The 24,060-nt window shown below is 72.6% G+C and carries 23 protein-coding genes and 6 tRNA genes; 9 read left to right on the forward strand and 20 right to left on the reverse strand.

Features of this window, described 5'->3' with window-relative positions; translation table 11 throughout:
* Window positions 1–37 precede the first annotated feature (37 nt).
* Window positions 38–109: transfer RNA gene (locus ACFWVE_RS04635), tRNA-Val, on the reverse strand.
* A gap of 78 nt (window positions 110–187) precedes the next feature.
* On the reverse strand, window positions 188–649 hold the full coding sequence (locus tag ACFWVE_RS04640) for a TIGR02611 family protein (RefSeq protein WP_384008191.1): 462 nt from the start codon (window positions 647–649) through the stop codon (window positions 188–190).
* 191 nt (window positions 650–840) lie between these two features.
* Between ACFWVE_RS04640 and ACFWVE_RS04645 the strand changes: the two genes are divergently transcribed.
* Together ACFWVE_RS04645 and ACFWVE_RS04650 are read left to right on the forward strand one after the other, a co-directional pair.
* Window positions 841–1,254, forward strand: coding sequence for an SsgA family sporulation/cell division regulator (locus ACFWVE_RS04645; protein WP_004002642.1), 414 nt, complete (start codon window positions 841–843; stop codon window positions 1,252–1,254).
* A 279-nt stretch (window positions 1,255–1,533) separates the two neighbouring features.
* Window positions 1,534–2,094 carry a CGNR zinc finger domain-containing protein gene (locus ACFWVE_RS04650; RefSeq protein ID WP_384008193.1) on the forward strand — a complete coding sequence of 187 codons (561 nt, stop codon included), beginning with the start codon at window positions 1,534–1,536 and terminating at the stop codon, window positions 2,092–2,094.
* Window positions 2,095–2,243: 149 nt separating this feature from the next.
* Here the strand turns inward: ACFWVE_RS04650 and ACFWVE_RS04655 are convergent, their stop codons facing one another.
* Together ACFWVE_RS04655 and ACFWVE_RS04660 are read right to left on the reverse strand one after the other, a co-directional pair.
* Window positions 2,244–2,417, reverse strand: coding sequence for a hypothetical protein (locus tag ACFWVE_RS04655; protein ID WP_257850312.1), 174 nt, complete (start codon window positions 2,415–2,417; stop codon window positions 2,244–2,246).
* A 190-nt stretch (window positions 2,418–2,607) separates the two neighbouring features.
* Window positions 2,608–3,069 carry a hypothetical protein gene (locus ACFWVE_RS04660; protein ID WP_384008348.1) on the reverse strand — a complete coding sequence of 154 codons (462 nt, stop codon included), beginning with the start codon at window positions 3,067–3,069 and terminating at the stop codon, window positions 2,608–2,610.
* Between the two features lie 318 nt (window positions 3,070–3,387).
* Here ACFWVE_RS04660 and ACFWVE_RS04665 point away from each other — a divergent pair, with 318 nt between their 5' ends.
* Complete coding sequence (locus tag ACFWVE_RS04665; RefSeq protein WP_384008195.1) at window positions 3,388–3,912, forward strand: DsbA family protein; 525 nt, start codon at window positions 3,388–3,390, stop codon at window positions 3,910–3,912.
* Between the two features lie 24 nt (window positions 3,913–3,936).
* Here the strand turns inward: ACFWVE_RS04665 and ACFWVE_RS04670 are convergent, their stop codons facing one another.
* The 3 genes from ACFWVE_RS04670 to ACFWVE_RS04680 form a co-directional block, all read right to left on the reverse strand.
* Window positions 3,937–4,788, reverse strand: coding sequence for a GNAT family N-acetyltransferase (locus ACFWVE_RS04670; RefSeq protein WP_384008197.1), 852 nt, complete (start codon window positions 4,786–4,788; stop codon window positions 3,937–3,939).
* A 78-nt stretch (window positions 4,789–4,866) separates the two neighbouring features.
* Entirely contained in the window at window positions 4,867–5,688 is an 822-nt protein-coding gene (locus ACFWVE_RS04675) for an aminotransferase class IV (protein ID WP_384008198.1), read from the reverse strand.
* Window positions 5,685–6,737 (reverse strand): chorismate-binding protein, encoded by a 1,053-nt coding sequence (locus ACFWVE_RS04680; protein WP_384008200.1) that lies wholly within the window; start codon window positions 6,735–6,737, stop codon window positions 5,685–5,687. The genes ACFWVE_RS04675 and ACFWVE_RS04680 overlap by 4 nt, the downstream gene beginning before the upstream one ends.
* A gap of 155 nt (window positions 6,738–6,892) precedes the next feature.
* Between ACFWVE_RS04680 and ACFWVE_RS04685 the strand changes: the two genes are divergently transcribed.
* From ACFWVE_RS04685 to ACFWVE_RS04705, 5 genes are all read left to right on the forward strand, one after another.
* Window positions 6,893–6,965: transfer RNA gene (locus ACFWVE_RS04685), tRNA-Gly, on the forward strand.
* 36 nt (window positions 6,966–7,001) lie between these two features.
* Window positions 7,002–7,075: transfer RNA gene (locus ACFWVE_RS04690), tRNA-Cys, on the forward strand.
* Between the two features lies 1 nt (window position 7,076).
* Window positions 7,077–7,148 (forward strand) — tRNA-Val (locus ACFWVE_RS04695).
* Between the two features lie 19 nt (window positions 7,149–7,167).
* Window positions 7,168–7,239, forward strand: a tRNA-Val gene (locus ACFWVE_RS04700).
* Window positions 7,240–7,282: 43 nt separating this feature from the next.
* Window positions 7,283–7,354: transfer RNA gene (locus ACFWVE_RS04705), tRNA-Val, on the forward strand.
* 62 nt (window positions 7,355–7,416) lie between these two features.
* Here ACFWVE_RS04705 and ACFWVE_RS04710 read toward each other — a convergent pair.
* The 4 genes from ACFWVE_RS04710 to ACFWVE_RS04725 all read right to left on the reverse strand — a co-directional run bounded on the left by ACFWVE_RS04710 (window position 7,417) and on the right by ACFWVE_RS04725 (window position 9,826).
* Entirely contained in the window at window positions 7,417–7,710 is a 294-nt protein-coding gene (locus ACFWVE_RS04710; protein ID WP_384008202.1) for a zf-TFIIB domain-containing protein, read from the reverse strand.
* A gap of 80 nt (window positions 7,711–7,790) precedes the next feature.
* Window positions 7,791–8,735, reverse strand: coding sequence for an aminoglycoside phosphotransferase family protein (locus ACFWVE_RS04715; RefSeq protein WP_384008204.1), 945 nt, complete (start codon window positions 8,733–8,735; stop codon window positions 7,791–7,793).
* A gap of 368 nt (window positions 8,736–9,103) precedes the next feature.
* The gene (locus ACFWVE_RS04720; RefSeq protein ID WP_384008206.1) at window positions 9,104–9,313 is read right to left on the reverse strand and encodes a hypothetical protein; all 210 of its coding nucleotides are present in this window, start codon (window positions 9,311–9,313) and stop codon (window positions 9,104–9,106) included.
* 279 nt (window positions 9,314–9,592) lie between these two features.
* Entirely contained in the window at window positions 9,593–9,826 is a 234-nt protein-coding gene (locus ACFWVE_RS04725) for a hypothetical protein (protein WP_042174947.1), read from the reverse strand.
* A gap of 196 nt (window positions 9,827–10,022) precedes the next feature.
* On the opposite strand from ACFWVE_RS04725, the gene ACFWVE_RS04730 reads away from it, so the two are divergent.
* Entirely contained in the window at window positions 10,023–11,378 is a 1,356-nt protein-coding gene (locus tag ACFWVE_RS04730) for a serine/threonine-protein kinase (protein WP_384008208.1), read from the forward strand.
* A 109-nt stretch (window positions 11,379–11,487) separates the two neighbouring features.
* Here the strand turns inward: ACFWVE_RS04730 and ACFWVE_RS04735 are convergent, their stop codons facing one another.
* From ACFWVE_RS04735 to ACFWVE_RS04775, 9 genes are all read right to left on the reverse strand, one after another.
* The gene (locus tag ACFWVE_RS04735; protein ID WP_384008210.1) at window positions 11,488–12,333 is read right to left on the reverse strand and encodes a TrmH family RNA methyltransferase; all 846 of its coding nucleotides are present in this window, start codon (window positions 12,331–12,333) and stop codon (window positions 11,488–11,490) included.
* 112 nt (window positions 12,334–12,445) lie between these two features.
* Window positions 12,446–13,720: a uroporphyrinogen-III C-methyltransferase gene (cobA, locus tag ACFWVE_RS04740; RefSeq protein WP_384008212.1), complete on the reverse strand. Its 1,275-nt coding sequence runs from the start codon at window positions 13,718–13,720 to the stop codon at window positions 12,446–12,448.
* A 177-nt stretch (window positions 13,721–13,897) separates the two neighbouring features.
* The gene (gene cobT / locus ACFWVE_RS04745) at window positions 13,898–17,641 is read right to left on the reverse strand and encodes a nicotinate-nucleotide--dimethylbenzimidazole phosphoribosyltransferase (protein ID WP_384008214.1); all 3,744 of its coding nucleotides are present in this window, start codon (window positions 17,639–17,641) and stop codon (window positions 13,898–13,900) included.
* A gap of 381 nt (window positions 17,642–18,022) precedes the next feature.
* Window positions 18,023–19,234 carry a precorrin-6y C5,15-methyltransferase (decarboxylating) subunit CbiE gene (cbiE, locus tag ACFWVE_RS04750; protein ID WP_384008216.1) on the reverse strand — a complete coding sequence of 404 codons (1,212 nt, stop codon included), beginning with the start codon at window positions 19,232–19,234 and terminating at the stop codon, window positions 18,023–18,025.
* 147 nt (window positions 19,235–19,381) lie between these two features.
* Entirely contained in the window at window positions 19,382–20,023 is a 642-nt protein-coding gene (locus tag ACFWVE_RS04755) for a GNAT family N-acetyltransferase (protein WP_384008218.1), read from the reverse strand.
* Between the two features lie 182 nt (window positions 20,024–20,205).
* Window positions 20,206–21,033 carry a MetQ/NlpA family ABC transporter substrate-binding protein gene (locus ACFWVE_RS04760; RefSeq protein ID WP_384008220.1) on the reverse strand — a complete coding sequence of 276 codons (828 nt, stop codon included), beginning with the start codon at window positions 21,031–21,033 and terminating at the stop codon, window positions 20,206–20,208.
* A gap of 80 nt (window positions 21,034–21,113) precedes the next feature.
* The gene (locus ACFWVE_RS04765) at window positions 21,114–21,857 is read right to left on the reverse strand and encodes a methionine ABC transporter permease (protein WP_384008222.1); all 744 of its coding nucleotides are present in this window, start codon (window positions 21,855–21,857) and stop codon (window positions 21,114–21,116) included.
* On the reverse strand, window positions 21,854–22,918 hold the full coding sequence (locus ACFWVE_RS04770) for a methionine ABC transporter ATP-binding protein (RefSeq protein WP_384008224.1): 1,065 nt from the start codon (window positions 22,916–22,918) through the stop codon (window positions 21,854–21,856). Before ACFWVE_RS04770 ends, ACFWVE_RS04765 begins: the two co-directional genes overlap by 4 nt.
* A 427-nt stretch (window positions 22,919–23,345) precedes the next feature.
* Window positions 23,346–23,996 (reverse strand): HAD-IA family hydrolase, encoded by a 651-nt coding sequence (locus ACFWVE_RS04775; protein WP_384008226.1) that lies wholly within the window; start codon window positions 23,994–23,996, stop codon window positions 23,346–23,348.
* Window positions 23,997–24,060: the final 64 nt, after the last annotated feature.

Consider the following 24,060-nt stretch of genomic DNA (forward strand, 5'->3'; position numbering starts at 1 on the left):
GCTCACTGTCGGTGAGCCGGGCCGCGGCGCGATCCGGTGGGCGATACTGGGTTCGAACCAGTGACCTCTTCGGTGTGAACGAAGCGCTCTCCCACTGAGCTAATCGCCCGGACGCAGGAAGAACATTACCCCATGTCAGGGAGTGCCCGTGACGGGCGGGGACCGGTGGCGACGCCCCCGCCGGGGCTCACTGGTTCTCGATCTTCCAGGGCATCGCGAGGCCGAACTTCCACAGGTAGACCCCGGCCAGCGCGGCCGCGATCACGAGCCCGAGGGAGGTCAGGATGATGTTCCGGCGCCGCACCCGGGGATCGAGTGCGCGCTGTGCCGCCTCGGTGACCTTGCGCTTGGTCCACCGGAGCACCAGCTGGGCCCAGACGAACTCGGTCGCCCAGATCGCCATGCCGCCGAAGATCACCACCCAGCCCGGCCCCGGGAGCACCAGCATGGCGGCGCCGGCCACCACGACCGCGAGCCCCACGATGAAGACGCCCACCTGCCAGCTCAGATGCAAGGTGCGGCGCGCCTTGACGAAGGCCGGCGCCCTGGACCCCAGCGCCCGCTCGTCCGATGCCTGGTCGGTCCTGTCCATTCCCGCTCGATCCGCCGTCATGGCCGCCTCGCCGGGTGTGTCACTCCCCGTGTTCATACAGCCAAACACTACCGGAGCCCATCACGTCACCGGAACGGGCGCAGTTCGCGAACGATCTCTCGGCCGGTTGAGTTACGCAAATCCATGCAAACCGCTCAGAGGGGTTTACAACGGCACCGTAGGTGGCATGTCGATTTCGCCGACGTGCGAATCCCCGAGCGCACACTGAGCGAAAGGCCCTGGCGCTTATGAACACCACGGTCAGCTGCGAGCTGCACCTGCGCCTCGTTGTGTCGAGCGAGTCCTCCCTGCCTGTCCCCGCAGGCCTGCGGTACGACACGGCCGACCCCTACGCCGTGCACGCCACCTTCCACACCGGAGCCGAGGAAACCGTCGAGTGGGTGTTCGCCCGCGACCTCCTCGCCGAAGGGCTTCACCGCCCCACGGGCACCGGCGACGTCCGCGTCTGGCCGTCGCGCAGTCATGGCCAGGGCGTCGTCTGCATCGCCCTGAGCTCTCCGGAGGGCGAGGCTCTGCTCGAGGCCCCGGCACGGGCTCTGGAGTCCTTCCTGAAGCGTACGGACGCCGCCGTGCCCCCCGGCACGGAACACCGGCACTTCGATCTCGATCAGGAGCTCTCGCACATTTTGGCGGAAAGCTAGGCGAGGGTTCACCGAACTGCCCGGCGCCGTCGACTCGGGGTGACGGCTCGGGCCCTGACAGCCGTGCGACGGCACACAACGGCGCCGACGCCGCGGGATACCGCGGACGGCGCCGTTGTGCTGCGCGCGGTCTCGGCAGGAAACCCTGGTGGGCTCATGGGCGTTTCCCAGCTGCTCTCAGCCGTGTGCGAGCGGGGAGCGCTCACGGGCCCGCGGGAGCCACTACCATCGGCCAGCATCGGCGGGCGCCCGCCCGACCCTCAGGCCAGGGAGCGAATCGTGCTGATCACCCACGACACCCGGTGTGCGCTGGACACCGTGGTGGATCTGGTGAACTCCTCGCCGGAGGACGACTCGGCACCGGACGGACTGCCGGACGTCCCGGCTCTCGAGGCCTTCGTGCGCAGCCACGAGGTCAGCGAGGTCGGGGTCCTCACGGAGTTCGACCTCTCGGCGGTGCGCAGGATTCGCGGACGGTTCGCATCGGTCTTCGCCGCCCCCGACGCCCACAGTGCCGCCAAACTGATCAACGAGCTGATCGCGGCCGCGGGCACCACGCCCCGGCTCACCAACCACGACGGCTACGACTGGCACGTGCACTACTTCGCCCCCGGTGCCTCGGTCAGTGATCATCTGGCGGCCGACTGCGGGATGGCGCTGGCGTTCTTCGTGGTCGCCGGTGAGCAGGAGCGGCTGCGGCGCTGCGAGGCCCCGGACTGCCGGCACGCCTTCGTCGATCTCTCCCGCAACCGCTCACGCCGCTACTGCGACAGCCGCACCTGCGGCAATCGCCTGCACGTCGCCGCGTACCGGGCGCGACGCAAGGAGGCGGCGGGCTGAGCGTACGGAGCGGGAAGAGGCCGTACTCCGGGCCGTACGCGACCGGGGCGAACCGGCTGAGCCGCGTAAGCCGGGCGCACGGACGACGGACCCTCCGATGCCGTGCCGACGCGGTCCCGACGGGTGGCGCCGGGTACCGCGGGTACGGCTCACAGCCAGAGCAGGTCGTGCAGGGCAGCCGTGAGCAGCAGACACCCGATCACCGCAAGGAAGATCATCAGCGGTGGCTGGGAAAGGGCGAAGAGGCATCCACGCGGCTCGTCCTGCGGCGGCGCGGCCTCGCTCTGTGTCGTGTCCAGCATCTCGCGGCGATCATGACGCATCGAGAGCACTCGATGCGATCACCCCTCACGGACTGAACGCCCGCGCGTCGTTTCCGCCAGTCATGGTCCGGGTTGTGATCGTTTACGCACGCCCCGGGACTGTCTGTGACGCTTCGGCCCGTTTCCGTCCGCTTCCGCGTCACACCCGTCACCTGCGGTGCGGCACCCGGTGCGCCTGTCCACGCCACCTTCATATGCCGTGCTTCTTGAGGATCGCCTCGATGTCGCTGAAGTCGTCGTCGCCCTTGGGCGCGGCCGTGGGCCGGGGCGCGGCCTGGCGGGAGCCGGGGCCCAGGGAGGGGGCCGATGCCGTGGGTGCCACTGCCCCGGGCTGCGCGGACGCGTCGGCCGTACGGCGCTGCTGTTTGCGTTCCTTCCGCTCCTGGCGGGTGCCGCCGCGCCGGCGCTCCACCGCGCGCGTGGTCATGAACAGCACCCAGGACAGGCCCAGCACGCCGAAGCCCGCCCAGGCCGTGGGGCTGATGGCGGTGTCGGCCAGCCACTCGACGACACCGGTCATCACCAGGCCGATGGGGACGAGCGCGTAGGCGGCGACGCGGGTCGCGGTGAGGAAGCGCTTGCGGTAGGCGGTGACCAGCGCGATGCCCAGGCCTGCCGCGGAAACGGCGGAGCAGACGGTCTCGGCAATCATCCGGTCCTCCAGGCGGGGTTCGGCGGCATCGGGCACTTCGTCCTTTCCATCCTGCACCTTCCGGACCCCACCGGGCCATGCTCCGGCCGCAGATCAGGGACATCTCCGGGTCGGCTCCTCCGCAGGTGCCGGTGCTGTGCACTCCCCCGTGTGCGGCTCCGCCCGGGCGGGGGGACCCGGATCGCGTCGACTTCCTCCTCCGCTCTGTGACCGCATGCCGTCGGCCCCTCCGACGTGAACCGCCGTGACGGGCCCGCGGGCCCGTCGGTCCCCAGGTCCGGTTGGGTGCCGCGGGGCGGGGCTGGAAGACTGTCGGTCATGAGTGACTCCTCCCCCGGCCGTGCCGCCGCCCCCGTGCTCGACGTGTGGTGCGAGCTGCAGTGCTCGGACTGCCGTGACGCCCTCGACGATCTCCACACCCTGCGCGCCCGGTACGGCGACCGTCTGGAGCTGCGGCTGCGGCACTTCCCGCTGGAGAAGCACAAGCACTCCTTCGCCGCCGCCCAGGCCTTCGAGGAGGCGGCCGGGCAGGGGCAGGGCTGGGCCTACGCCGAGGCCGTGCTGGGACGGGCCGAGGAACTGGGCCGTGAGGGCGAACCCTTCCTGGTCGAGGCCGCCCGGGAACTCGGACTGGACGCCGAGGAGTTCGACACCGCGCTGATCGACGGCCGGCACATCCTGATCGTGGACGCCGACCAGGCCGAGGGCAAGGCGATCGGGGTGACCGGCACCCCGACCTATGTCATCGGCGGCGAGCGTCTCGACGGCGGCAAGAGCCAGGAGGGCCTGCGCGAGCGCGTCGAGGAGATCGCGGACCGGCTCCTCGCCGAGCGGGACGGCTGACCGGGAAGCTCCTTCGCCCGGCCCCTACAGCAGGTGCTTGTACATCGTGCACTGCGTCGTCCCGTAGCCGAGTGAGGCGTAGAGCCGCTCCGCCGGGGTGTTGCCCGCGAAGACGTTGAGCCCGATGACACGTTTCCCCGCGGCGATCGCCTGCGCCTCGGCGAGCAGCATGAGGGAGCGTCCGTGCCCCCGGCCGCGGTGCGCGGTGCCGGCCTCGACGTCGAACACGAAGGCCTGTTCCCCGCGTACCGAGAGCCACAGCGTGCCCACGGGGGCGCCCTCCTGTTCGAGGACGCTGAGGATCATGCCCTCCGAGTCCCGTCCGTCGGGCAGCAGGGCGGCGTGGTCCTCGGCCGCCTTGGCCCGCGCCTCGGACTCCGGCACACCGCGTTCGGTCCAGCTCCGCGCGTACTCCGCCTCGCTCGCGGCCGACCACGGGCCGTACTCGGCGTCGGTCATCGGCCGTCCGCTGCTGCCCTCCGGCAGGGCGGGCGGGACGTCCCCCAGCGCCTTTTCCATGGTGTAGTTGCGCACGACGTAGCCGAGCGCCGTGGCGAGGCGGAACGCGGGCCCGGCGGCCCCGGCCGCCCCCGTCCCCTCCCCCTCGGCGGGGACCCTTGCCTCGATGCGGCGGCAGCCCCAGCCGCGCGCGATCTCCTCGGCGGCGAGCGCGGCCACCGTGCCCCGGCCGCGTCTGCGGTCCGGTTCCTCGATCCGCAGGCTCATGATCCGGGCCACGGCGTCGCCGAAGACGGGATGTGTACCGAGGTGTATGCGTCCGACGGGACGGCTGTTGACACACACCTGGTAGTGGCGGGAGCGCGTGCCGTCGGGATTCTGCTGGAGCGGCTCGGCCGGCCGCAGGGTCGTGGTCATCACGGAAGTTCTACCCCCTGCGGCCGCTCGGATCAGCCGCATGTCACGCACCGGGTCCGGGCACGGACCCCGGCCTCGTCACGGGTCGAGGTCGGCCGCCGCGTGCTCGTCGAAGATCCGCATGGCCTTGGCCGTCACCGGGCCCGGGGCACCGGGCAGTTCGCGGTCGTCGACGCGGTGCACGGCCTGCACGTCGCGCAGGGTGGAGGTGAGGAAGACCTCGTCGGCCCGCTGGAGGACGTCCATCGGCAGATCGCTCTCGGCGGCGCCGGTCCACTCGACGGCCAGCGCCCGGGTGATGCCCGCGAGGCAGCCGGAGGCGACCGGCGGGGTGTGGATCTCGCCGTCCAGGACGACGAAGACGTTGGACCCCGTGCCCTCGCAGAGCCGGCCGACGGTGTTGCCGAACAGCGCCTCGGAGGCGCCCTGTTCGCGGGCGCGGGCGAGGGCGACGACGTTCTCGGCGTAGGAGGTGGTCTTCAGGCCGGTGAGCGCGCCGCGTTCGTTGCGGGTCCACGGGACGGTGATCACGGCGGTGGAGTCGGGGTGGCGGGTGGTGTCGCCCAGGGCGACGACGAGGGTCGGGCCGTGCTCGCCGCGGTCGGAACCCAGGGGACCGTGGCCGCCGGTGAAGGTGATGCGCAGCCGGCCGAGCGGCATCGGGTTGGCCTCGAGGACGGCCGCGCAGGCGCGGCGGACCTCGCCGAGGTCGGGTTCGGGCAGGCCGAGGCCCCGGGCCGAGCGGGCCAGCCGGTCGAGATGCCGGGTCAGCGCGAACGGCCTGCCGTTCACGGCCTTCACCGTCTCGAAGATGCCGTCGCCCACGGTCAGTCCGTGGTCGAAGACGGAGACGCGGGCGGACTCGATGTCCTGCAGCCCGCCGTCGAGCCAGATCTTCACCTCAGGGTCCCTTCACTCACCTCGTGCCTGCCCGACGCTACCGCGAGCAGCCGGGATGCCTTCAGCTCGGTCTCCCGCCACTCCCCCTCCGGGTCGGAACCCCAGGTGATGCCGGCTCCGGTGCCGAACCGGAGCAGGGCGCGGCCGTCCGGCTCCCGGTCGATCCAGAAGGTGCGGATGCCCACCGCAAGACCGGCGGTGCCCCGGTCGGCGTCGACCCAGCCGACGCCCCCGCAGTACGGGCCCCGGGGCACCGGTTCCAGGGCGTCGATGATGCGCAGGGCGCTCGACTTGGGCGCGCCGGTGACGGAGCCGGGCGGGAACGCGGCGGCGAACAGCTCGGGCCAGCCGGCCCCGGAGCGCAGTTCGCCCCGCACCGTCGACACCAGGTGCACCAGCCCAGGATGCTTCTCGACGGCGCACAGGTCGGGCACGGTGACGCTGCCGGTGGCGCAGACCTGGCCGAGGTCGTTGCGGACCAGGTCGACGATCATCACGTTCTCGGCGTAGTCCTTCTCGAGGAGGTCGGCCTCGGTGCGTCCGGTGCCCTTGATCGGCCCGGATGCGACGACGCGCCCCTCGCGGCTCAGGAAGAGCTCGGGCGACGCGGTGGCGATCTCCACACCGTACCCCGGCAGGCGAATCGTTCCTGCGTACGGCGCCGGGTTGCCGCGGGCCAGCAGGGCGGTGAGGGCGTCCACGTCGGCGTCGGCCGGGACGGGAGCGGAGAGTACACGGCAGAGGTTGGCCTGGTACACCTCGCCGGCGGCGATGTGCTCGCGGACGCGCCGCACTCCGGCCACGTACGCGGCGTGGTCCAGGGAGGACGTCCAGTCACCGGCCGCCGGCCCGCGCCAGCCGCCCGGTACCGGCGCGGGCACCTGCTGCTCGCGTACGTCGCGGAAGCGCGCGCAGGTCAGACGGCCCTCGAAGTCCGCGCAGACGGCCCAGAATCCCTGCGACTCCAGGGCGGCCGGATCGTCGGTTACGTCGAGGAGGCCGGTGGCGACGCGGCTGCCGAAGCGGGCGAGGGGTGTCGGATCGAGCACACCGTCGAGTCTAGGGCGGGGGTCGTCGAGGTGGCCCGGCCGTGTCCGTGAGCAGGCGCAGCGCAGCACGCTGCACAAACGGGTTTTTGTGCTGGCCCCGGAATCCGCTAGAGTTCACCACGTCGCCGGAACGCGCAAGCGGACCGGACCGGCAGGCGGACGTAGCTCAGTTGGTAGAGCGCAACCTTGCCAAGGTTGAGGTCGCGAGTTCGAACCTCGTCGTCCGCTCGAAGGATCGGGGGCCTCCCGGGCCCCCGCACTCCTGGTGGAGTGGCCGAGAGGCGAGGCAACGGCCTGCAAAGCCGTCTACACGGGTTCAAATCCCGTCTCCACCTCCATGGACGATTAGCTCAGCGGGAGAGCGCTTCCCTGACACGGAAGAGGTCACTGGTTCAATCCCAGTATCGTCCACTGGATCTTCGGATCCTCCGCGCGATTAGCTCAGCGGGAGAGCGCTTCCCTGACACGGAAGAGGTCACTGGTTCAATCCCAGTATCGCGCACGCACCGCCCATGGTCCGCTCCTCGGAGTGACCGTGGTCCCGAGGACGATTAGCTCAGCGGGAGAGCGCTTCCCTGACACGGAAGAGGTCACTGGTTCAATCCCAGTATCGTCCACATCGCCCGGAACCCCCGGCCGCTCAGGCGGCCGGGGGTTCCGTCGTCGTGTCAGGACCCGCTCAGGACGAGAAGAGCATGCGGCCGAAGCCCTTGTTCCGGTGGTGGCCGTGGTGGTGACCGCCCTGGTGGCCGCCGTGCGGGGCGCCCCACGCGGGCTGGGGCGGTGCCGGGTACGCCTGCGGGGCGGCGGGGGGCGGCGGTGCGGCCTGCTGGGACCACTGGTTCTCCAGCCGGGTCAGCGACTCCAGCTCGCCGTAGTCGAGGAAGATCCCTCGGCAGCCGCTGCACTGCTCGATCTGGACACCGTTGCGGTTGTAGGTGTGCATCGGCGCACGACACTTCGGACACTGCATGATCGGTTCAACTCCTCGCCGGTCGGACCTGCTTCAGGTATCTCCAGGACAGTTTCTGTCCGACTGCGGTCGGTTGTACCCTACTTCGACGATTCGTGCGCCAATTCGGTTGGGGCCGCGGCTATGCGCCGGCAGGCGTCGATCAGGGCGTGGTCCACCTCGTCCAGGGGCCGCCCGTCCGCCACCGCCTTGGTGACCGTCCGCGCGGCGGTCTGCACGGTGAGGGCGCGGGCCGGGACGTCCAGGACGGTCCAGGGATCGCCGGCGTCGAGTGCGGGCCCGTCTGCGGCCCGGTAGGCGTCGAGGAACCGCCCCCACTCCTGCGGCTCCAGCAGCCCGCAGGCGAACCAGGCGGCGGGACGCCCGAGATCCCAGGCCGGGAGGCCCGCACCCAGGTCGTCGACATCGATCAGCCGCCAGGACGCTCCGGATACCCGCGTTCCGGGTACCCGTACGAGCTGGCCGAGGTGGAGGTCGCCGTGGCACAGCGCGGCCGGCTGCGGCATGGGTGCTTCGGCGCGCGCCCATGCGGGCAGGGTCGCCCAGGCAGCCAGTACGGGGGCCACGGCCGGGTGGGCGCCGACCGCACGGAGCCCGGCGACGGCACGGGCCGCCTTGAGGGGACCGCGCATGACCGGCGCCGGGTCGGGGACGGGTGCGCGGTGCAGCAGGGCGAGCAGGGTGCCGACGGCTTCCCAGGGGGCGGCGTCGGGGTCGTCCGGGTCGACCGGGGTGCCGTACGGCCAGAAGGTCACGAGCCTGCCGTGCAGATCGGCCGGTGCCGGACCGAGCGGGGGCAGGAACACGTCCGGGAGGTGGGAGGCGAGGGCGAGGCGCCGGGTCAGCCCGGCGGCGTCGGCGTCCGGTGCGTGGGCCTTCGCGACGGTGTCCGCGTGCCGGACGACGGTGCCGTCGGGGCGGTCGGCGAGGGTGCGGCTCGCTCCGCAGGGGCAGGTGGGGGTACGGGCGTGGGCGACGCCTTCGGCCCGGGCGGCGAGTTCGGGAAGGAGGGTGGTGGCTGTCATGGAGCTCCCTGGGTGCGGCCTGGGGAGAGGGTACGCGGGGGTGTGGCCGGCGTTGGCCGGTGACGCGGAGGGAGACACGGCTGCCCGTAGTGACGAGGCGCCGGCGGGCGGTGACGGATGCGCTACCCGGCGACACTCACGAACACGCCCGCCGCAGCAGACCCGCATGCACCGCAGCCACTCGTTGGGCAACCCCCACGGACGGCGACCGCCTCCGCGGAAGCGCGCGCCGGTTCAGGCGCGAAAAGATGCCGGCGCAGCTCCCCAGCTGCGCCGGCATTCCTGCCGTCCGCCGCACCCCCGTCCCCACGGGGTTTCATGGGTGGATGTCCCCGCCCGGACCGCTCTTCCGGGCCTGGGGTCGCCGCTCAGCGCCCCAGCATCTCTCCCACGGACGACGCCTGTATGGCCACTGTCTCCCACCCGTCGAAGACGAGGAGGAGCAGGACCGCCAGGGGAAGAGCCATCAGTGTCGCCACCACGGGGTGGCGACGGCCCTCGCGGCTCGGGCGGAACATGGCGGCGCCCGCCTTGTATGCCCGTGTGCGGACGACTGTCCGCGATGCCGTGTGGGCCATGACCCCTCTCCTGACCGTTTCTTGTTGTCGTGGTGCCTCGGGTGCCGTGTGCGGACCTTTGGCAGCGGCGGGCGTCCGGACCTCGGGGGACGAGTACCGCACCCGCCGCTCGACCTCAAATCTAGGGGCCCGGCGCTTCCCGCACGTCATGCCCTCGTACCGATTGCCGGGCCTCCCGGAGGATGAGCCGTGACCTGCGGCGTACTCCCCTGGGTGGAGACGGGCTCCTCCGTGTCAGGGACATCCCCGAGGGGGCGTCCGGTCCGCCCTTCTCGTCGCTCATGTCTCCGAGTCGTCCACCCGCGGCACCGGGTGCTCGACCAGCGCGAGAACCCGGTTCGCCATGAACCTGGCCGTGCGCACCGCCGTTCCCGTACGCGTGACTTCACTCACTTCGACCACACCCCGGCGCACCGCTGTTTCCACTCTGCGGCCCGCCCTGCTCGCCACCACCTCGTACGTGCGCGTCGTGTCCCCGGCGTCCACGACTATCTCCACCCGGTCACCCTTCACTTGACCAATCCCCCTTCGGTGTCGAGTGGTTGGGACCACGACGACCTGCGGACCCGGCCTGCCCGCACGTCCCCCGACCACTCTTCAAGTCTCCCACCCGCCACTGACAATCCGCCGCTCCGAGAGGGCGCGGCCTCTGCGCAAGGGCGCCCGGGGAAACGTAAGCTGTGGCACGTCACAGGACCGGGCAGCGGGGATGAACATGGTGATGATGCGCCTGAGGCGCGAGGACCCGCGCGTCGTCGGCTCTTTCAGACTTCACCGACGGCTCGGCGCGGGCGGGATGGGCGTCGTCTATCTCGGCTCCGACAAGAAGGGGCAGCGGGTCGCGCTGAAGGTCATCCGGCCCGATCTGGCGGAGGACCAGGAGTTCCGTTCGCGGTTCGCGCGGGAGGTGTCCGCGGCGCGCCGCATCCGTGGCGGGTGCACGGCCCGTCTGGTGGCCGCCGACCTGGACGCGGACCGGCCGTGGTTCGCCACGCAGTACGTTCCCGGCCCGTCGCTGCACGACCGGGTCGCCGACGGGGGGCCGCTCGGCGCGGCCGAGGTCGCCGCGGTCGGCGCGGCCCTGTCGGAAGGGCTGGTGGCCGTGCACGAGGCCGGAGTCGTGCACCGGGACCTGAAGCCGTCCAACATCCTGCTGTCCCCGAAGGGGCCGCGGATCATCGACTTCGGCATCGCCTGGGCCACCGGCGCCTCGACGCTCACCCACGTCGGTACGGCGGTCGGCTCGCCCGGCTTCCTCGCGCCGGAGCAGGTGCGGGGCGCGGCCGTCACACCGGCCACGGACGTGTTCTCGCTGGGCGCCACGCTGGCGTACGCGTCGATGGGCGACTCACCCTTCGGGCACGGCAGTTCGGAGGTGATGCTGTACCGCGTGGTGCACGAGGAGGCTCATCTCCAGGACGTCCCGGACGCGTTGGCGCCGCTCGTGCGCGCGTGCCTCGCGAAGGATCCCGAGGAGCGGCCCAGCACACTCCAGCTGTCGCTGCGGCTCAAGGAGATCGCCACGCGGGAGGGGCAGGGCTTCGCCGACGTACGTCCGCCGGCTCCGCGCGGCGCGGAGTCGGAGCGGGCGGCCGGGCGCCTGGCCGACACCTACCCGGACCGTGCCCAGCGTCGCGCGACGGGGCAGCAGGGTGCGTCCGAAGGGCAGGCCACTCCCCCGCCGCACGGCGCGGCCCCGGGTCGCGGTACGGGGCCGGCCGGGGGCGGGGCGCCTCCGCGGCGCGGCGACCGGAGTGTGCCGTCGTCGCGCGGCGGCAGTGCCTCGCGCGGTGGAGCCTCGCGCGGCGGCCGGCCGTCCCGGTCCGGGTCACGGTCGACGTCGGGTTCCCGGTCCGCGTCCGGGTCACGGTCGACGTCGGGTTCCCGGTCCGCGTCGGGGTCGCGGAACTCGACGCGGTCGGGCACCGGCTCCCGTCGTCCCGGGCCCCGGACGAGGGGTACCGGCCTGCGGCCGGCCAATCCGCGGCTGCTCGCGCAGCGACTGTTCGTGTTCGTCGTGGTGACGCTGGTGGTCGCGGTCGGCATCGCCCTGATCCAGGGCTGACAGGGGCCGGCCCGGGACCGCCGACGCGGCCTGCGTCACCGCCCGGGCCCCTGCCCGGTCGCCCGCCCGCGGCCCGTGTCCGCGCCGCGACCCGGCAGCCTCGGTGTGCTCACGGTGCCGGTGGGCTCACCGCGTCCCGTCCCGTCGGCCGGCCCGTCGCCGCCGCGTAGAAGGCGACCGCGGCCGCCGCGCCCACGTTGAGCGAGTCGACGCCGTGGGACATCGGGATGCGGACCCGTTCGTCGGCGGCGGCCAGGGCCCGGGGGGTCAGTCCGGCGCCCTCCGCGCCCAGCATCAGGGCGACCCTGTCCATCCGGTGCGGGGCGACCTCGTCGAGGCTGCGGGCCTTCTCGTCGGGAGTCAGGGCCAGGATCGTGAAGCCCGCCTCCCGGACCGGTTCCAGGCCCCTGGGCCAGCTGTCCAGCCGGGCGTACGGCACGGAGAAGACCGCGCCCATCGAGACCTTGACGCTGCGGCGGTAGAGCGGGTCGGCGCAGTCCGGGGACAGCAGGACCGCGTCCATGCCGAGGGCCGCCGCCGAGCGGAAGACGGCTCCGATGTTGGTGTGGTCGTTGACCGCCTCCATGATCACCACCCGGCGGGCGGTGTGCAGCAGTTCGGCCGCCGTGGGCAGGGGGGTGCGCTGCATGGAGGCGAGCGCGCCGCGGTGCACGTGGTAGCCGGTGACCTGTTCGGCGAGTTCCGGGCTCACGGCGTAGACCGGCGCGGGGAGTTCGTCGATGACGTCGCGCATGACGTCGACCCACTTGGCCGAGAGCAGCATGGAGCGCATCTCGTAGCCCGCGTCCCTGGCGCGTCGGATGACCTTCTCGCCCTCGGCGATGAACAGGCCCTCGGCGGGTTCGCGTGTGCGGCGCAGCTCCACGTCGGTCAGGCCCGTGTAGTCGTGCAGGCGCGGGTCGTCGGGGTCCTCGACGGTGATGAGATCGGCCACGGGGGTGATACTGCCTTGTCCTGGGTGGTGTGGTGCCGACGGCCGGGTCCGGCCGCGTCACCGGGGGTTGCTTTCGGGTGCGTCGCCCGGGATCCGTGAGGCCTGCGCAGGCCTACGAGGGCTGCGCGGACTGAGAGGGCTGCGAAGGTTCCGGAGCCTGCGCGGCCGGGGGGCCGACGTGCACGACCTCACCGATGACGATGACCGCCGGCGGCCTGACCTCCTCGGCGCGGACGGTCTCGGCGACCGTGGCGAGAGTGGCGTCGACGCGGCGCTGGGCGGCCGTGGTGCCCTCCTGGACGAGGGCGACCGGGGTGTCCGGCGACCTGCCGTGCGCCACGAGGGTCTCGGCGATCCGGCCGATCTTGTCGACGCCCATGAGCACCACCAGGGTGCCGGTCAGCTTCGCCAGGGACGGCCAGTCGACCAGGGAACGCTCGTCGTCGGGCGCGACGTGGCCGCTGACCACGGTGAACTCGTGGGCCACGCCGCGGTGGGTGACCGGAATCCCGGCGGCGCCGGGGACCGAGACGGAGCTGGAGATGCCGGGGACCACGGTGCACGGGATGCCCGCCTCGGCGAGCGCCTGGAGCTCCTCCATGCCGCGGCCGAAGACGTACGGGTCGCCGCCCTTGAGCCGGACCACCGACTTGCCCTGCCGGGCGTGTTCGATCAGCGCGTTGTTGATGGCCTCCTGCGCCATGAACCGGCCGTACGGAATCTTCGCCGCGTCGATCACCTCGACGTGCGACGGGAGTTCGGCCAGCAGATCGCGCGGGCCGAGCCGGTCGGCGATGACGACGTCCGCCTCGGCGAGCAGCCGGCGTCCGCGCACGGTGATCAGGTCCGGGTCGCCGGGGCCGCCGCCCACGAGGGCGACACCCGGGGTGCGGGTGCGGTGGTGCGGGGCGACGAGTGTGCCGTCGCGCAGGCCCTCGACCACGGCGTCGCGGATCGCGGCGGTGTGGCGGGGGTCGCGGCCCTTGGCGTTCGTGGTGAGGACGGCGACCGTGACGCCCTCGCTGTGCCCGGTGGCCGGGGTCCAGGCGGTGGCCCGGTCCGCGTCGTCGGCGCGGACGCACCAGACGCGGTGGCGTTCGGCCTCGGCGGAGGCACGCGTGTTGGCCTCGCCGTCGCTGGTGGCGATCAGCGCGTACCAGGCCTCCTCGAGGTCGCCCTCGGTGTAGCGGCGCCGCTCCCAGGTGATCTCACCGGCGTCCGCCATCGCCTCCACGGAAGGTGTCGCCTCGGGTGAGATCAGGAGTATGTCCCCGCCGGCCGCGATGAGGGCGGGCAGCCGGCGCTGGGCGACCTGGCCGCCGCCGAGCACCACGACTCGACGGCCGGTGAGGCGGAGGCCCACGGGGTAGGCGGGGTGTTCGGCCATGAGGCTGCGGCTCCTCGTACAGGCGGGCGGCGAGGGGCGCTACGGCACCGGAGCGGCCCTGACGTGGGGTGTGTGGGTAGGTGGTTGCGGAATCAGCGTACGGCGGGGGTGGGACGGCGACGACGGAACACCGGCCGTCGCGCCCCACCCGCTCCGGGGTGCCTGCTCCCTCTGCTTCTATTTCTCGGTGACGCCGGCCGAGTCGAACGTCGCCACCTCGTGCATGGCGCGCGCGGTGCTCTGCACCATCGGCAGGGCGAGCAGCGCGCCCGTGCCCTCGCCGAGGCGCAGGTCGAGGTCGACCAGCGGGCGCAGGCCCAGCTTGTTGAGGGCGGCCACATGGCCGGGCTCGGCGCTGCGGTGTCCCGCGATGCAGGCGGCCAGCACCTCGGGGGCGATGGCACGGGCCACCAGGGCCGCGGCCCCGGCACTGACGCCGTCCAGGATCACCGGCGTACGCAGGGACGCGCCGCCGAGGAGCAGGCCCACCATGGCCGCGTGCTCGAACCCGCCGACGGCGGCGAGGACGCCGACGGGGTCGGCCGGGTCCGGCTGGTGCAGTTCGAGGGCGCGGCGCACGACGTCGGTCTTGCGGACCAGGGTCTCGTCGTTGATGCCGGTGCCCCGGCCGGTGACCTCGCCCGGGTCCACGCCGGTGAAGACGGAGATCAGGGCGGCGGACGCGGTGGTGTTCGCGATGCCCATCTCACCGGTGAGCAGCGCCTTGTTGCCGGCGGCGACCAGGTCGCGGGCGGTCTCGATGCCGACCTCGATGGCCTGCTTGACCTCTTCGCGGGTCATCGCGGGGCCGGCGGTCATGTCGGAGGTGCCGGCGCGGACCTTGCGCGGCAGCAGTCCCGGGGTGGCCGGAAGGTCGGAGGCCACGCCGACGTCGACCACGCAGACCTCGGCGCCCACCTGGGTGGCGAACGCGTTGCAGACCGCTCCGCCGCCGAGGAAGTTGGCCACCATCTGGGCGGTGACCTCCTGCGGCCACGGGGTGACGCCCTGGGCGTGGACACCGTGGTCGCCCGCGAAGACCGCGACGGCCGCGGGCTCCGGGATGGGCGGCGGGCACTGGCGGGACAGTCCGGACAGCTGCGCGGAGATGATCTCCAGCATGCCGAGCGCGCCGGCCGGCTTGGTCATCCGCTTCTGCCGCTCCCAGGCCTCGCCGAGCGCCTTGGCGTCCAGCGGGCGGATCTGCGCGACGGTCTCGGCCAGCAGGTCGTGCGGCTCCTCGCCGGGCAGTACGCGCCTGCCGTACGTCTCCTCGTGCACGACCCACGACAGCGGGCGGCGCTTGGACCAGCCTGCCTGCATCAGCTCGGGCTCGTCCGGGAACTCGTCGACGTAGCCCACGCACAGGTAGGCGACCACTTCGAGGTGCTCGGGCAGGCCCAGTGAGCGGACCATCTCGCGCTCGTCGAAGAAGCTGACCCAGCCGACCCCGAGGCCCTCGGCGCGCGCGGCGAGCCACAGGTTCTGGACCGCCAGGGCGGAGGAGTACGGCGCCATCTGCGGCTGGGTGTGCCGGCCCAGGGTGTGCCGGCCGCCGCGGGTCGGGTCGGCGGTGACGACGATGTTCACCGGGGTGTCGAGGATGGCCTCGATCTTCAGTTCCTTGAACTGCTTCGCCCGGCCCTTGGGCAGCGACTGTGCGTAGGCGTCGCGCTGGCGCTCGGCCAGTTCGTGCATGCTGCGCCGGGTCTCGGCGGAGCGGATGACGACGAAGTCCCAGGGCTGCGAGTGGCCCACGGAGGGCGCGGTGTGGGCGGCCTCCAGGACGCGGAGCAGGACCTCGTGCGGGATGGGGTCGTCACGGAAGCCGTTACGGATGTCCCGGCGCTCCCGCATGACCTTCTGTACGGCCGCGCGCTCGGCGTCGTCGTAGCCGGGGGCGGGGGGGCCGGCGGGCGGCCCGGCGTCCGCCGGCCCGGCGCCCCGGGTGTCGAGGTCGTCGGGGTTCTGGGCGAGTACGGGCTGGGCCGGCTCGGACTGGGCCGGTTCGGACTGGGCCGGTTCGGACTGGGTCGGTTCGGTCTCCGTGGGCGGGTGCTCGGCCGGCTCGTTCCCGGTGAGTCCCTGCTGGGCCGGCGGTTCGGCGGCCTGTTCCGGGTCGGGAGCCACGGGAACGGCGCCGGTGTCGGCGCGGCGCGGCGCGGGGACCGGACCGGCGGCCTCCGGCGCCGGCTGTTCCGGCTGTTCCTCGGTGGGGAGGTTCAGGGGCTGCGGCGGGGCCGGCGCGAGGTGCGGGGTGGTCGGCACGACTCCCTCGACGGGGACGAACTCCCCCAGGGTCTGGTCCGGCACCGCCGCCGGGGAAACGCTGCCGGGAAGCGGCGTGTCGGTGCCGTCCGGAGCGGGCGAGGCCGCGGCAGGAGCGGTCGGGCCGGTGTCGGGGGCCTCGGGACCCGACGGAGCGGGCGGCACGGGAAGCGGCGTCCACGCCTCCTGGGCGGGCGGGGCGGAAGGGGTGGCCGGGGACTGCTGGGGCCCCTGGACCGGGTGCGCGGCCGGGACGTACCGGCCGCTCGCTCCCTCGGCCACCGGCTCGGCTGCCGCGACGGGAGCGGGCTCCGTGCCAGGAGTCGGCTCCGTACCGGGGGCCTGCTCCGTACCGGGGGCCTGCGCTGCGTCCAGGGCCGGGACGACGGACTCCGGTGCCTCGGCGTGCTCGGGCGTTCGAAGGACCGCGGCTTCGGGAACCTGCGCCTCGTCGGCGGGTGCGTCCGGTTCGGCGGGTGCGGGGGCCTCGGCGTCGCCGTCGCTCCGGGCGGCAGCGGTGGTTGCCTGCGGGCCTGCCGGGCCGGTGAACGGGCCCTGGGGTTCGTGGGCCACCGCGGAGGTGACGTCGGGTCCGTCGGTGGCGGTGACACCCTCCGGCACCTGGGCGGCCGCGGCCTCCTGGACCGGAGCCTCCGGTGGCACGGCGACGACGGGGGCGGCCTCCGCCTCGGGAGCCTGCAGCTCGTCGGGCACCTGCGCCCCGACAGCCGACGCAGGAACGGGCTCGGCGCCCTGACCCGCGTCCGGGACGAGGAACGGTACGGCGTCCGCGGCGGGTCCGGCTTCGTATCCGGGGTTCTCGGGCCGCCCGGCGGCCCCACCGGCCGCCGGCCCCTCACCCGCGCCCGCATTCACACCCGAATGCGGGTCTGTACCCGAACCCGTATCGGGCCCGGTCGCATCGGCCGTCGGTACGGAGGAGCCCTCGGAGTCTCCCGTGGCGCCCTGCCAGTCCTCCGCCGCGGCCGCGGCCTGCGGCGCGTTCTGCGGCTGGCCGGCGCCCGCCTCCGTCGCGACACGTGCGACCAGCGCCTGGGCGGCGCCCATGGACTGCTGAGGCGGAGCAACCGTTTCCGCTTGAACGGTCGCGCCCACCGTGGCACGGGCACTCCAGGACTGCACCGTCTGCGGGGCCGTCTCCCGGGTGCGCGACACGTCGAGATACTCGGGGCCGACGGTCGGCGGGCCGACCTGGCGCACCGGCACGTCGGCCGGGCCGCGGTCGGCGAGGGAGCGGACCGGGCCGGCGGTGGTGCTGGGGATGGGCGGGCCGAGGTGCAGCGGACGGCGCGGTGTGGCCGGGGTCTGCGACTCGTGCGTGACCGCGGGACCGGGCACCTGCGGCTGCCCGGGTTCGGGCAGCCGGACACCGCCGAGGTCGACCGAGCCGGTGTCCCGGCCGCCCGTCTCGTGCGGCCCCGGCTCGTGCACGGTCTCGACGACCGGCTCCGGCGCGGGTGGGGCGACCTCGTTGCCCCAGGCGCCCTGGGCGCCGGGCAGCAGCAGCTCTTCGTCCTCGGCGGAACTCCCGGAGAGGTAGGTGTACGAGTCGGGCGCGGGAACGCCCGGCTGCTCCACCATGCCTGCGTTCTCCGGCTGTTCCTCGCCCGGGACCCGGCCGGTGTCGGTCATGCGTACCCCTCGCCCATCGGTTAGTGCTCCTACGACCAGCTCACCCGGAACGGCGCACCCGACCGCCCCACACTGAAGAACGAGCGTGCGTCCCCAGCGGCACGAACAGCCTGCCCAAAAATGGCGACAAAGCCCTTCACAGGCATTGTCGCTGCCGCACGACCGCCGCGTCAGCTCGATCCGCGACGGTTCCGCTGTGGACTGCGCCACGTTGCGCGTCCTTGGGTTGTGCCGTACCACACACGCCTCGGAACGGACGTGTTTTCAGGGCATCGACCGACGAGTCGGCGGCGCCCGAGTTGCGGTACAACGATCGGTCAGCCTACCGCGAGCGGTACGACAACCCGATCGCGGGGACGGCCCCGGAACAGGGCCGCGCGATCAGGAAGTACGCGTCGGCAGTACGCCGCTGAGCAGGAACGCGACGCTCCGCTCGGTCTCCGTCCAGGCCCTGGTGTCGAGTTCGACGGACTGCAGAAGGGCGCACTCGACCCGGTAGCCGTGCTCGGACAGTTCCCGGCCGATCCGTTCGGCGGCGTCGCGGGTGGCGGCGTGCGTGACGATGCGCTGCGGGCGGCGGTCGGTGACCGCCAGGACCACGGCCGCTCCCCCGCCGCCGACCCGGACGACGTCCGGTTCGGGGAGGTCCTCCAGCGCCTGCGGGGCGGTGCCCTGCACGATCTGGAGCTGGACGCCGTGCCGACGGGCGGTGGAATCGGTGCGCGCGCAGGCCCGCGGGTCGCTGTCGACGGCGATGACCGCGGCACCGGCCCGCGCCGCCTCGGTGGCGAAGGCGCCGCTTCCGCAGCCGATGTCCCATACGAGGTCACCGGGGATCGGTCCGAGCCGGGCGAGCTGGGAGACACGCAGCGGCTCCCGTTCGCCCTCGCCGAGGTCGCCGCCGTAGGCGTCGTCCGGCAGCGTCCAGCCGCGCGGGCCGGTGGCGGGGTCGCGGCCGGCGATCCAGCCGCCGGCCGCGGAGGCGGCGCCCTGGCCGCCGACGACGATGACGACGTTCGGGTCGCGCCAGGTGTGGTCGGCGGCCTTGTCGGAGGTGACGACGCTGACCTGCTCGCGCGCGGTGCCGAGCTCCTCGCAGATGACGAAGGTGCGGTGGACGCCCTCCAAGAGCAGGCCCAGTTCGGCGGGGCCGGCGCCGGGAGAGGTGAGAACCGCCACCTTGGTGTGGGCCCGGCACACGTTCACCGCGCGTCGCAGGGTTCGGGGATGTGCGACGACCACGTGTGCGTCGTCCCAGGGCATCCCTGCTCGGGCGAAGGCGGCGGCGACGGAGGAGACCGCGGGGACGACCTCGACCTCCAGGCCGAACTCGGGGGCGCGCAGGGTCCGTACGACACCGAAGAAGCCGGGGTCGCCGTCGGCGAGGACCACCGCCGTGCCGCGGTGGCCGGCGACCCGGCGGGCGGCCAGGGCGGCGCTGCCGAGCCGGATGCGTTCGGCGCCGGCGGGCACCTCGGGGAGTTCCAGGTGGTGCGCGGCGCCTGCCACCAGGGTGGCGGCGCCCAGTGCGGCGCGGGCCGCTGCGGTCAGCGGCGAACCGTCCCAGCCGATCACCGTGACCCGGTCGGCCATCGTTGTCAGTCTCCTGGTGTGCGCGGAACGTCTTGGGTGTGCGGGGCGCGGTCGGCCGCTCCACCGGCGGACGGGCGGGCTTGGTGAGAGTACCTGGTACAGCCATCAACCGGGGTGACCTACTGTCGGCCGTCCCCCGGGAGGGGTTCAGCTCCAGTCGGTGAAGGCGGTGAACTGTCCGGTGTCGGCCAGGTGTTCGGCCGAGCCCTCGAGGTCCTCCGGCAGCAGGCTCCACACGATGAAGTCGGTGCGTACGTCCGTCCAGACGCCGTCGTCGCCGCGGACGTGGGCTATACAGGCGTTGCGCAGGACGCCCTCGCTGATGCAGCCGATCTTCTGGGCGACCTGTTGCGAGGCGGTGTTGTCGGCGGCGGTGCGCAGCTCGACGCGTTCCAGCTTCTGGTCGCCGAAGAGCCACTGGGCCGTGGCCATGGCGGCCTCGGAGGCGTAGCCCTCGCCGCGTGCCCAGGGGGCGACGATGTACGAGAGTTCGGTGGACCGGACGTGCCAGTTGGTCTTGGTGAGCTGGATGACGCCCACCAGACGCTGGGTGAGGAACTCCGTGACGGCGAGGTCCAGTCCGCGTCCGGCCGCGCGTTCGGCGGGGGCGTACTCGGTGATCCAGGTGCGGGCGGCCTGCTCGGTGAAGGGCTGGGGGACGTCGGTCCAGGCGGTGATCTGCTCGTCGTTCATCATCTCGGTCAGGGTGGACACGTCGTCCTCGTCGAGGGGACGCAGCACCAACCGCTCCGTGCTGATGGAGATGTTGGGGAAGGTGCTGCTCGTCATGCGCCGCTCCATAACCTTCGTGACCGTCAGATACCGCTGAGCTGCCCAGCATGCAGCATGAAAGCACCGGGCCGCACCACGGGGTCCACTCCGTGTACCGGAGTGGACCCCGAGAGTGCCGAACGGGTGCCGGGCGCGGCACGGACCGCCGTGGCCGCCGCGCGGACGGTGGTGGGAACGGTTCAGAAGGAGGGGACGACGGAGCCCGCGTACGTGTCCTCGATGAACTTCTTGACCTCGTCGGAGGTGAGGAGCTCGGCGAGCTGCTTCACGCGCGGGTCGTCCTCGTTGCCCTCCTTGACGGCGAGGAAGTTGCTGTGCGGATTGCCGTCGGCGGACTCGAGGACCAGGGCGTCCTCGGCCGGCTCGAGGTCGGCGCCGATGGCGTAGTTGCCGTTGACGACGGCGGCGTCGACGTCGGCCAGGGCGCGCGGCGTCTGGGCCGCCTCCAGCTCCTTGAACTGGAGCTTCCTCGGGTTCGCGGTGATGTCCGAGGGGGTCGCCTCGTAGCCGGCGCCGTCCTTGAGCGTGATGATCTTGTTGGCGGCGAGCAGTTGCAGCGCGCGTCCCTCGTTGATGGTGTCGTTGGGGATCGCCACGGTCGCGCCGCTCTTCAGCTCGCCGGCCTTCTCGACCTTCTCGGAGTAGAGGCCGAGCGGCTCCAGGTGCACGTCGCCGACGGACACGATGTGCGTGCCGTTCTTCTTGTTGAAGTCGTCGAGGTACGGCTTGGTCTGGAAGTAGTTGGCGTCCACCGAGCCGTCCTCCGTCGACGTGTTCGGCGTGACGTAGTCGGTGACTTCCTTGACCTCGAGGTCGAGGCCGGCCTCCTCGGCCAGGTTGTCCTTGACGAAGGTGAGGATCTCGGCGTGCGGCACGGGGCTCGCGGCGACGATCAGCGGGCCGGAGGTGCCGGACCCGGACTCCTCCTCCGAGCCGCAGGCGGTGAGCCCGAGGGTGAGGGCTCCGGCGGCGAGGACAGCGGCGGTGGACTTGGTGGCGTTACGCACGAAAAGTGCCTTTCCTGATGGGTGGTGCGACCCCGTCCGGGGGGGGCGGGGCCTGGCGGGGGAGTGAGGTACAGGGGGGGTTATGCGACCTTGCCGGCGTCGGCCGTCGCGGGCTCCGGCTCCTTGGCCTTGAGGAGCCGCAGCCTCGGCCCGGAGCCCTGGCGGCCGCCCCGGTGGTGCAGGGAGCGGGCGGCGTGGTCGCCGGCGAACTGGATGAGGGAGATGACCACGGCGAGGAGCGCCACGGTGATCCACATCAGTCCGGTCTCGAAGCGCTGGTAGCCGTAGCGGACGGCGAGGTCGCCGAGTCCGCCGCCGCCCACGGTGCCGGCCATGGCCGAGTAGCCGATGAGGGCGATGACCGTGGTGGTGGTGCCGGCGATCAGCGAGGGCAGCGCCTCGGGCACGAGGACCCGGCGGACGATGGTCCAGGTGTTGCCGCCCATGGCCTGCACGGCCTCGACGAGCCCGTGGTCCACTTCGCGTACGGCCGTCTCGACGAGCCGGGCGAAGAAGGGGATGCCGCCGATGGCGAGCGGCACGATCGCGGCCGCGCTGCCGATGGTCGTCCCGGTGATCCAGCGGGTGAAACTCATCAGGGCGACCATGAGGATGATGAACGGCATCGAGCGGCCGACGTTCACGATCTGCCCGATGACCTTGTTCACCAGGCCGTTCTGCAGCAGTCCGCCCCTGTCGGTGAGGACGAGCAGGACACCGATCGGGAGGCCGATGACGACGGAGACCAGGGTCGACCAGCCGACCATGACCAGCGTCTCCCCACACGCCTGTTCCAGCAGCGGCTGCATCTCGGACCAGGTCACTTGGCCTCCTCCTTCACGAGTGCCGACGGCGCCCGGTCCGCCTGCCGGGCCGTTGCCCTCGGTTCGACGGTCTCGATGTGCAGCCCCTGTTCGCGCAGGAAGCCGACCGGTACGACGTTGTCCTCGTAGCGGCCCGGGAGTTCGATGCGCATCCTGCCCACCTGGAGGCCGCCGACGGTGTCGATGGCGGCGCCGAGGATCGAGATGTCGATGTTGTAGGCGCGGGACAGCTGGGAGATGACCGGCCGGGTCGCGCTCTCGCCCCGGAAGGTGACGTCCAGGACGGTGCGGTGGTCGCCCGAGGCCTCGCCGGCGACCGGGAACAGCGCGGAGGCCAGTTCGGAGCCGGGGGTCGCCAGGAGCTCGGTGACGGTGCCGGACTCGACGACGCGGCCGTGTTCCATCAGCGCGGCCGAGTCGCAGATCGACTTCACGACGTCCATCTCGTGCGTGATGAGCAGGACGGTCAGCCCGAGCCGGCGGTTGAGGTCGCGCAACAGCGCCAGGATGGAGCGGGTGGTCTCCGGGTCGAGGGCGCTGGTGGCCTCGTCGGACAGCAGCACCTTGGGGTCGCCGGCCAGGGCGCGGGCGATGCCGACGCGCTGCTTCTGCCCGCCGGAGAGCTGGGCGGGGTACGCCTTGGCCTTGTCGGCGAGGCCGACCAGGTCGAGCAGTTCCAGCGCCTTGCGGGAACGCTCCCTGCCCGACCGGCCGAGGATCTCCAATGGCAGTTCGACGTTGTCCTGCACGGTGCGCGAGGACAGCAGGTTGAAGTGCTGGAAGACCATGCCGATGCGGTTGCGCGCCCGCCGCAGTTCCCGGCCGGCCCGTGGCCCGCGTCCGGCCAGGGCGGTGAGGTCCTGTCCGGCGACGGTCACGGTGCCCGAGGTGGGGCGCTCCAGCAGGTTGACGCAGCGGATGAGCGAGGACTTCCCGGCACCGGACTGACCGATGACGCCGTAGACCTCGCCTTCGCGGACGTGCAGGTCGACGCCGTCCAGGGCGGTGACCTCGCGTCCGCGCGAGCGGTAGACCTTGGTGAGGCCCGAGGTGGTGATCACGTGGGTATCCGTCACTGTCGAGTGCGCGGCACGTCGTGGGCGCCGGGCACGAGGCATTCAGGGGCGAAGCGTGCGGGGCCGGGAACGGCCCGGACGCGGCACGGCCTCTCGCGAGCGCCGCGAAAGGAACGGTGGGAAGACGTGCACGCGGGGCGGGGTCCGGTCGCGCACGCGGGACTCGGGGACTCGCCTGCGGGTACGACGGACCGGCTCTCGCTTCGGGGCGCGAGGCTCAGATGCTGCGGGGGCCCTCTAGAAGGCGCACATTCGGAGCGGACACATACATCCGGCACCGAGCGGCACACGCGCCTCGGTTGCGGGGATGCGGTCGCTCGTCGTGGTCATGCGAGCAGTAAACCAGATGTTCGGTCCTGACCGGACACGACTGTCCACATTCCGGACAGCCGTGGACGCCCGTGATCGCACGTCAGGGGCGTGCGGTGATCTCCACCCCGGCGTCCGTGACCAGTACGGACAGCGCCGACAGGTCCCCGACCACGAGATCGGCGGTCAGTTCGTGGGCCTGGTGGGTTGTGGCCAAGGCCACGGTCGTCATCCCGGCCGCCCGGCCCGCCTGGAGCCCGACGGGGGCGTCCTCGAAGACGACGCAGTGGGCGGGGTCCACGCCGAGGGCGCGGGCGGCGAGCAGGTAGGGCTCCGGGTCGGGCTTGCCCCGGGTGATGTCGTCGGCGGCGACGAGGGTCTTGGGCAGGATGCCCGCTGCGGCGAGGCGGGCCTCGGCCAGCCGCCGGGTCGCGGAGGTGACGACGGCCCAGCGTTCGGCCGGCAGCACGCCGAGGAGGTCCCGGGTGCCCGGCAGCGGGATCGCCCCGCCGTTCGGCACGTCCTCCACCTCCAGGTCCTCGATCCGTGCGACGGCCTCGGGCACGACATGGGCGGGCAACAGGTCGGCGGCTATCTCGGCGGCCGGGCGGCCGTGCAGCTCGATCCGCCCGAACTCCTCGGCCGTGATCCCGTACTCGACGGCCCACCGGGTCCAGCAGCGCTGCACGGATTCGAGGGAGGAGACGAGAGTGCCGTCGTTGTCGAACAGGAGGGCTTGCGCATGGATGGTCATGCCATCGACCCTACGGTGCCCGTCCGCGGTGGTACCCGGGCCCGGGTACCACCGCGGACGGGCA

The organism is Streptomyces sp. NPDC058632 (genome assembly GCF_042717095.1).
GTDB lineage: Bacteria > Actinomycetota > Actinomycetes > Streptomycetales > Streptomycetaceae > Streptomyces.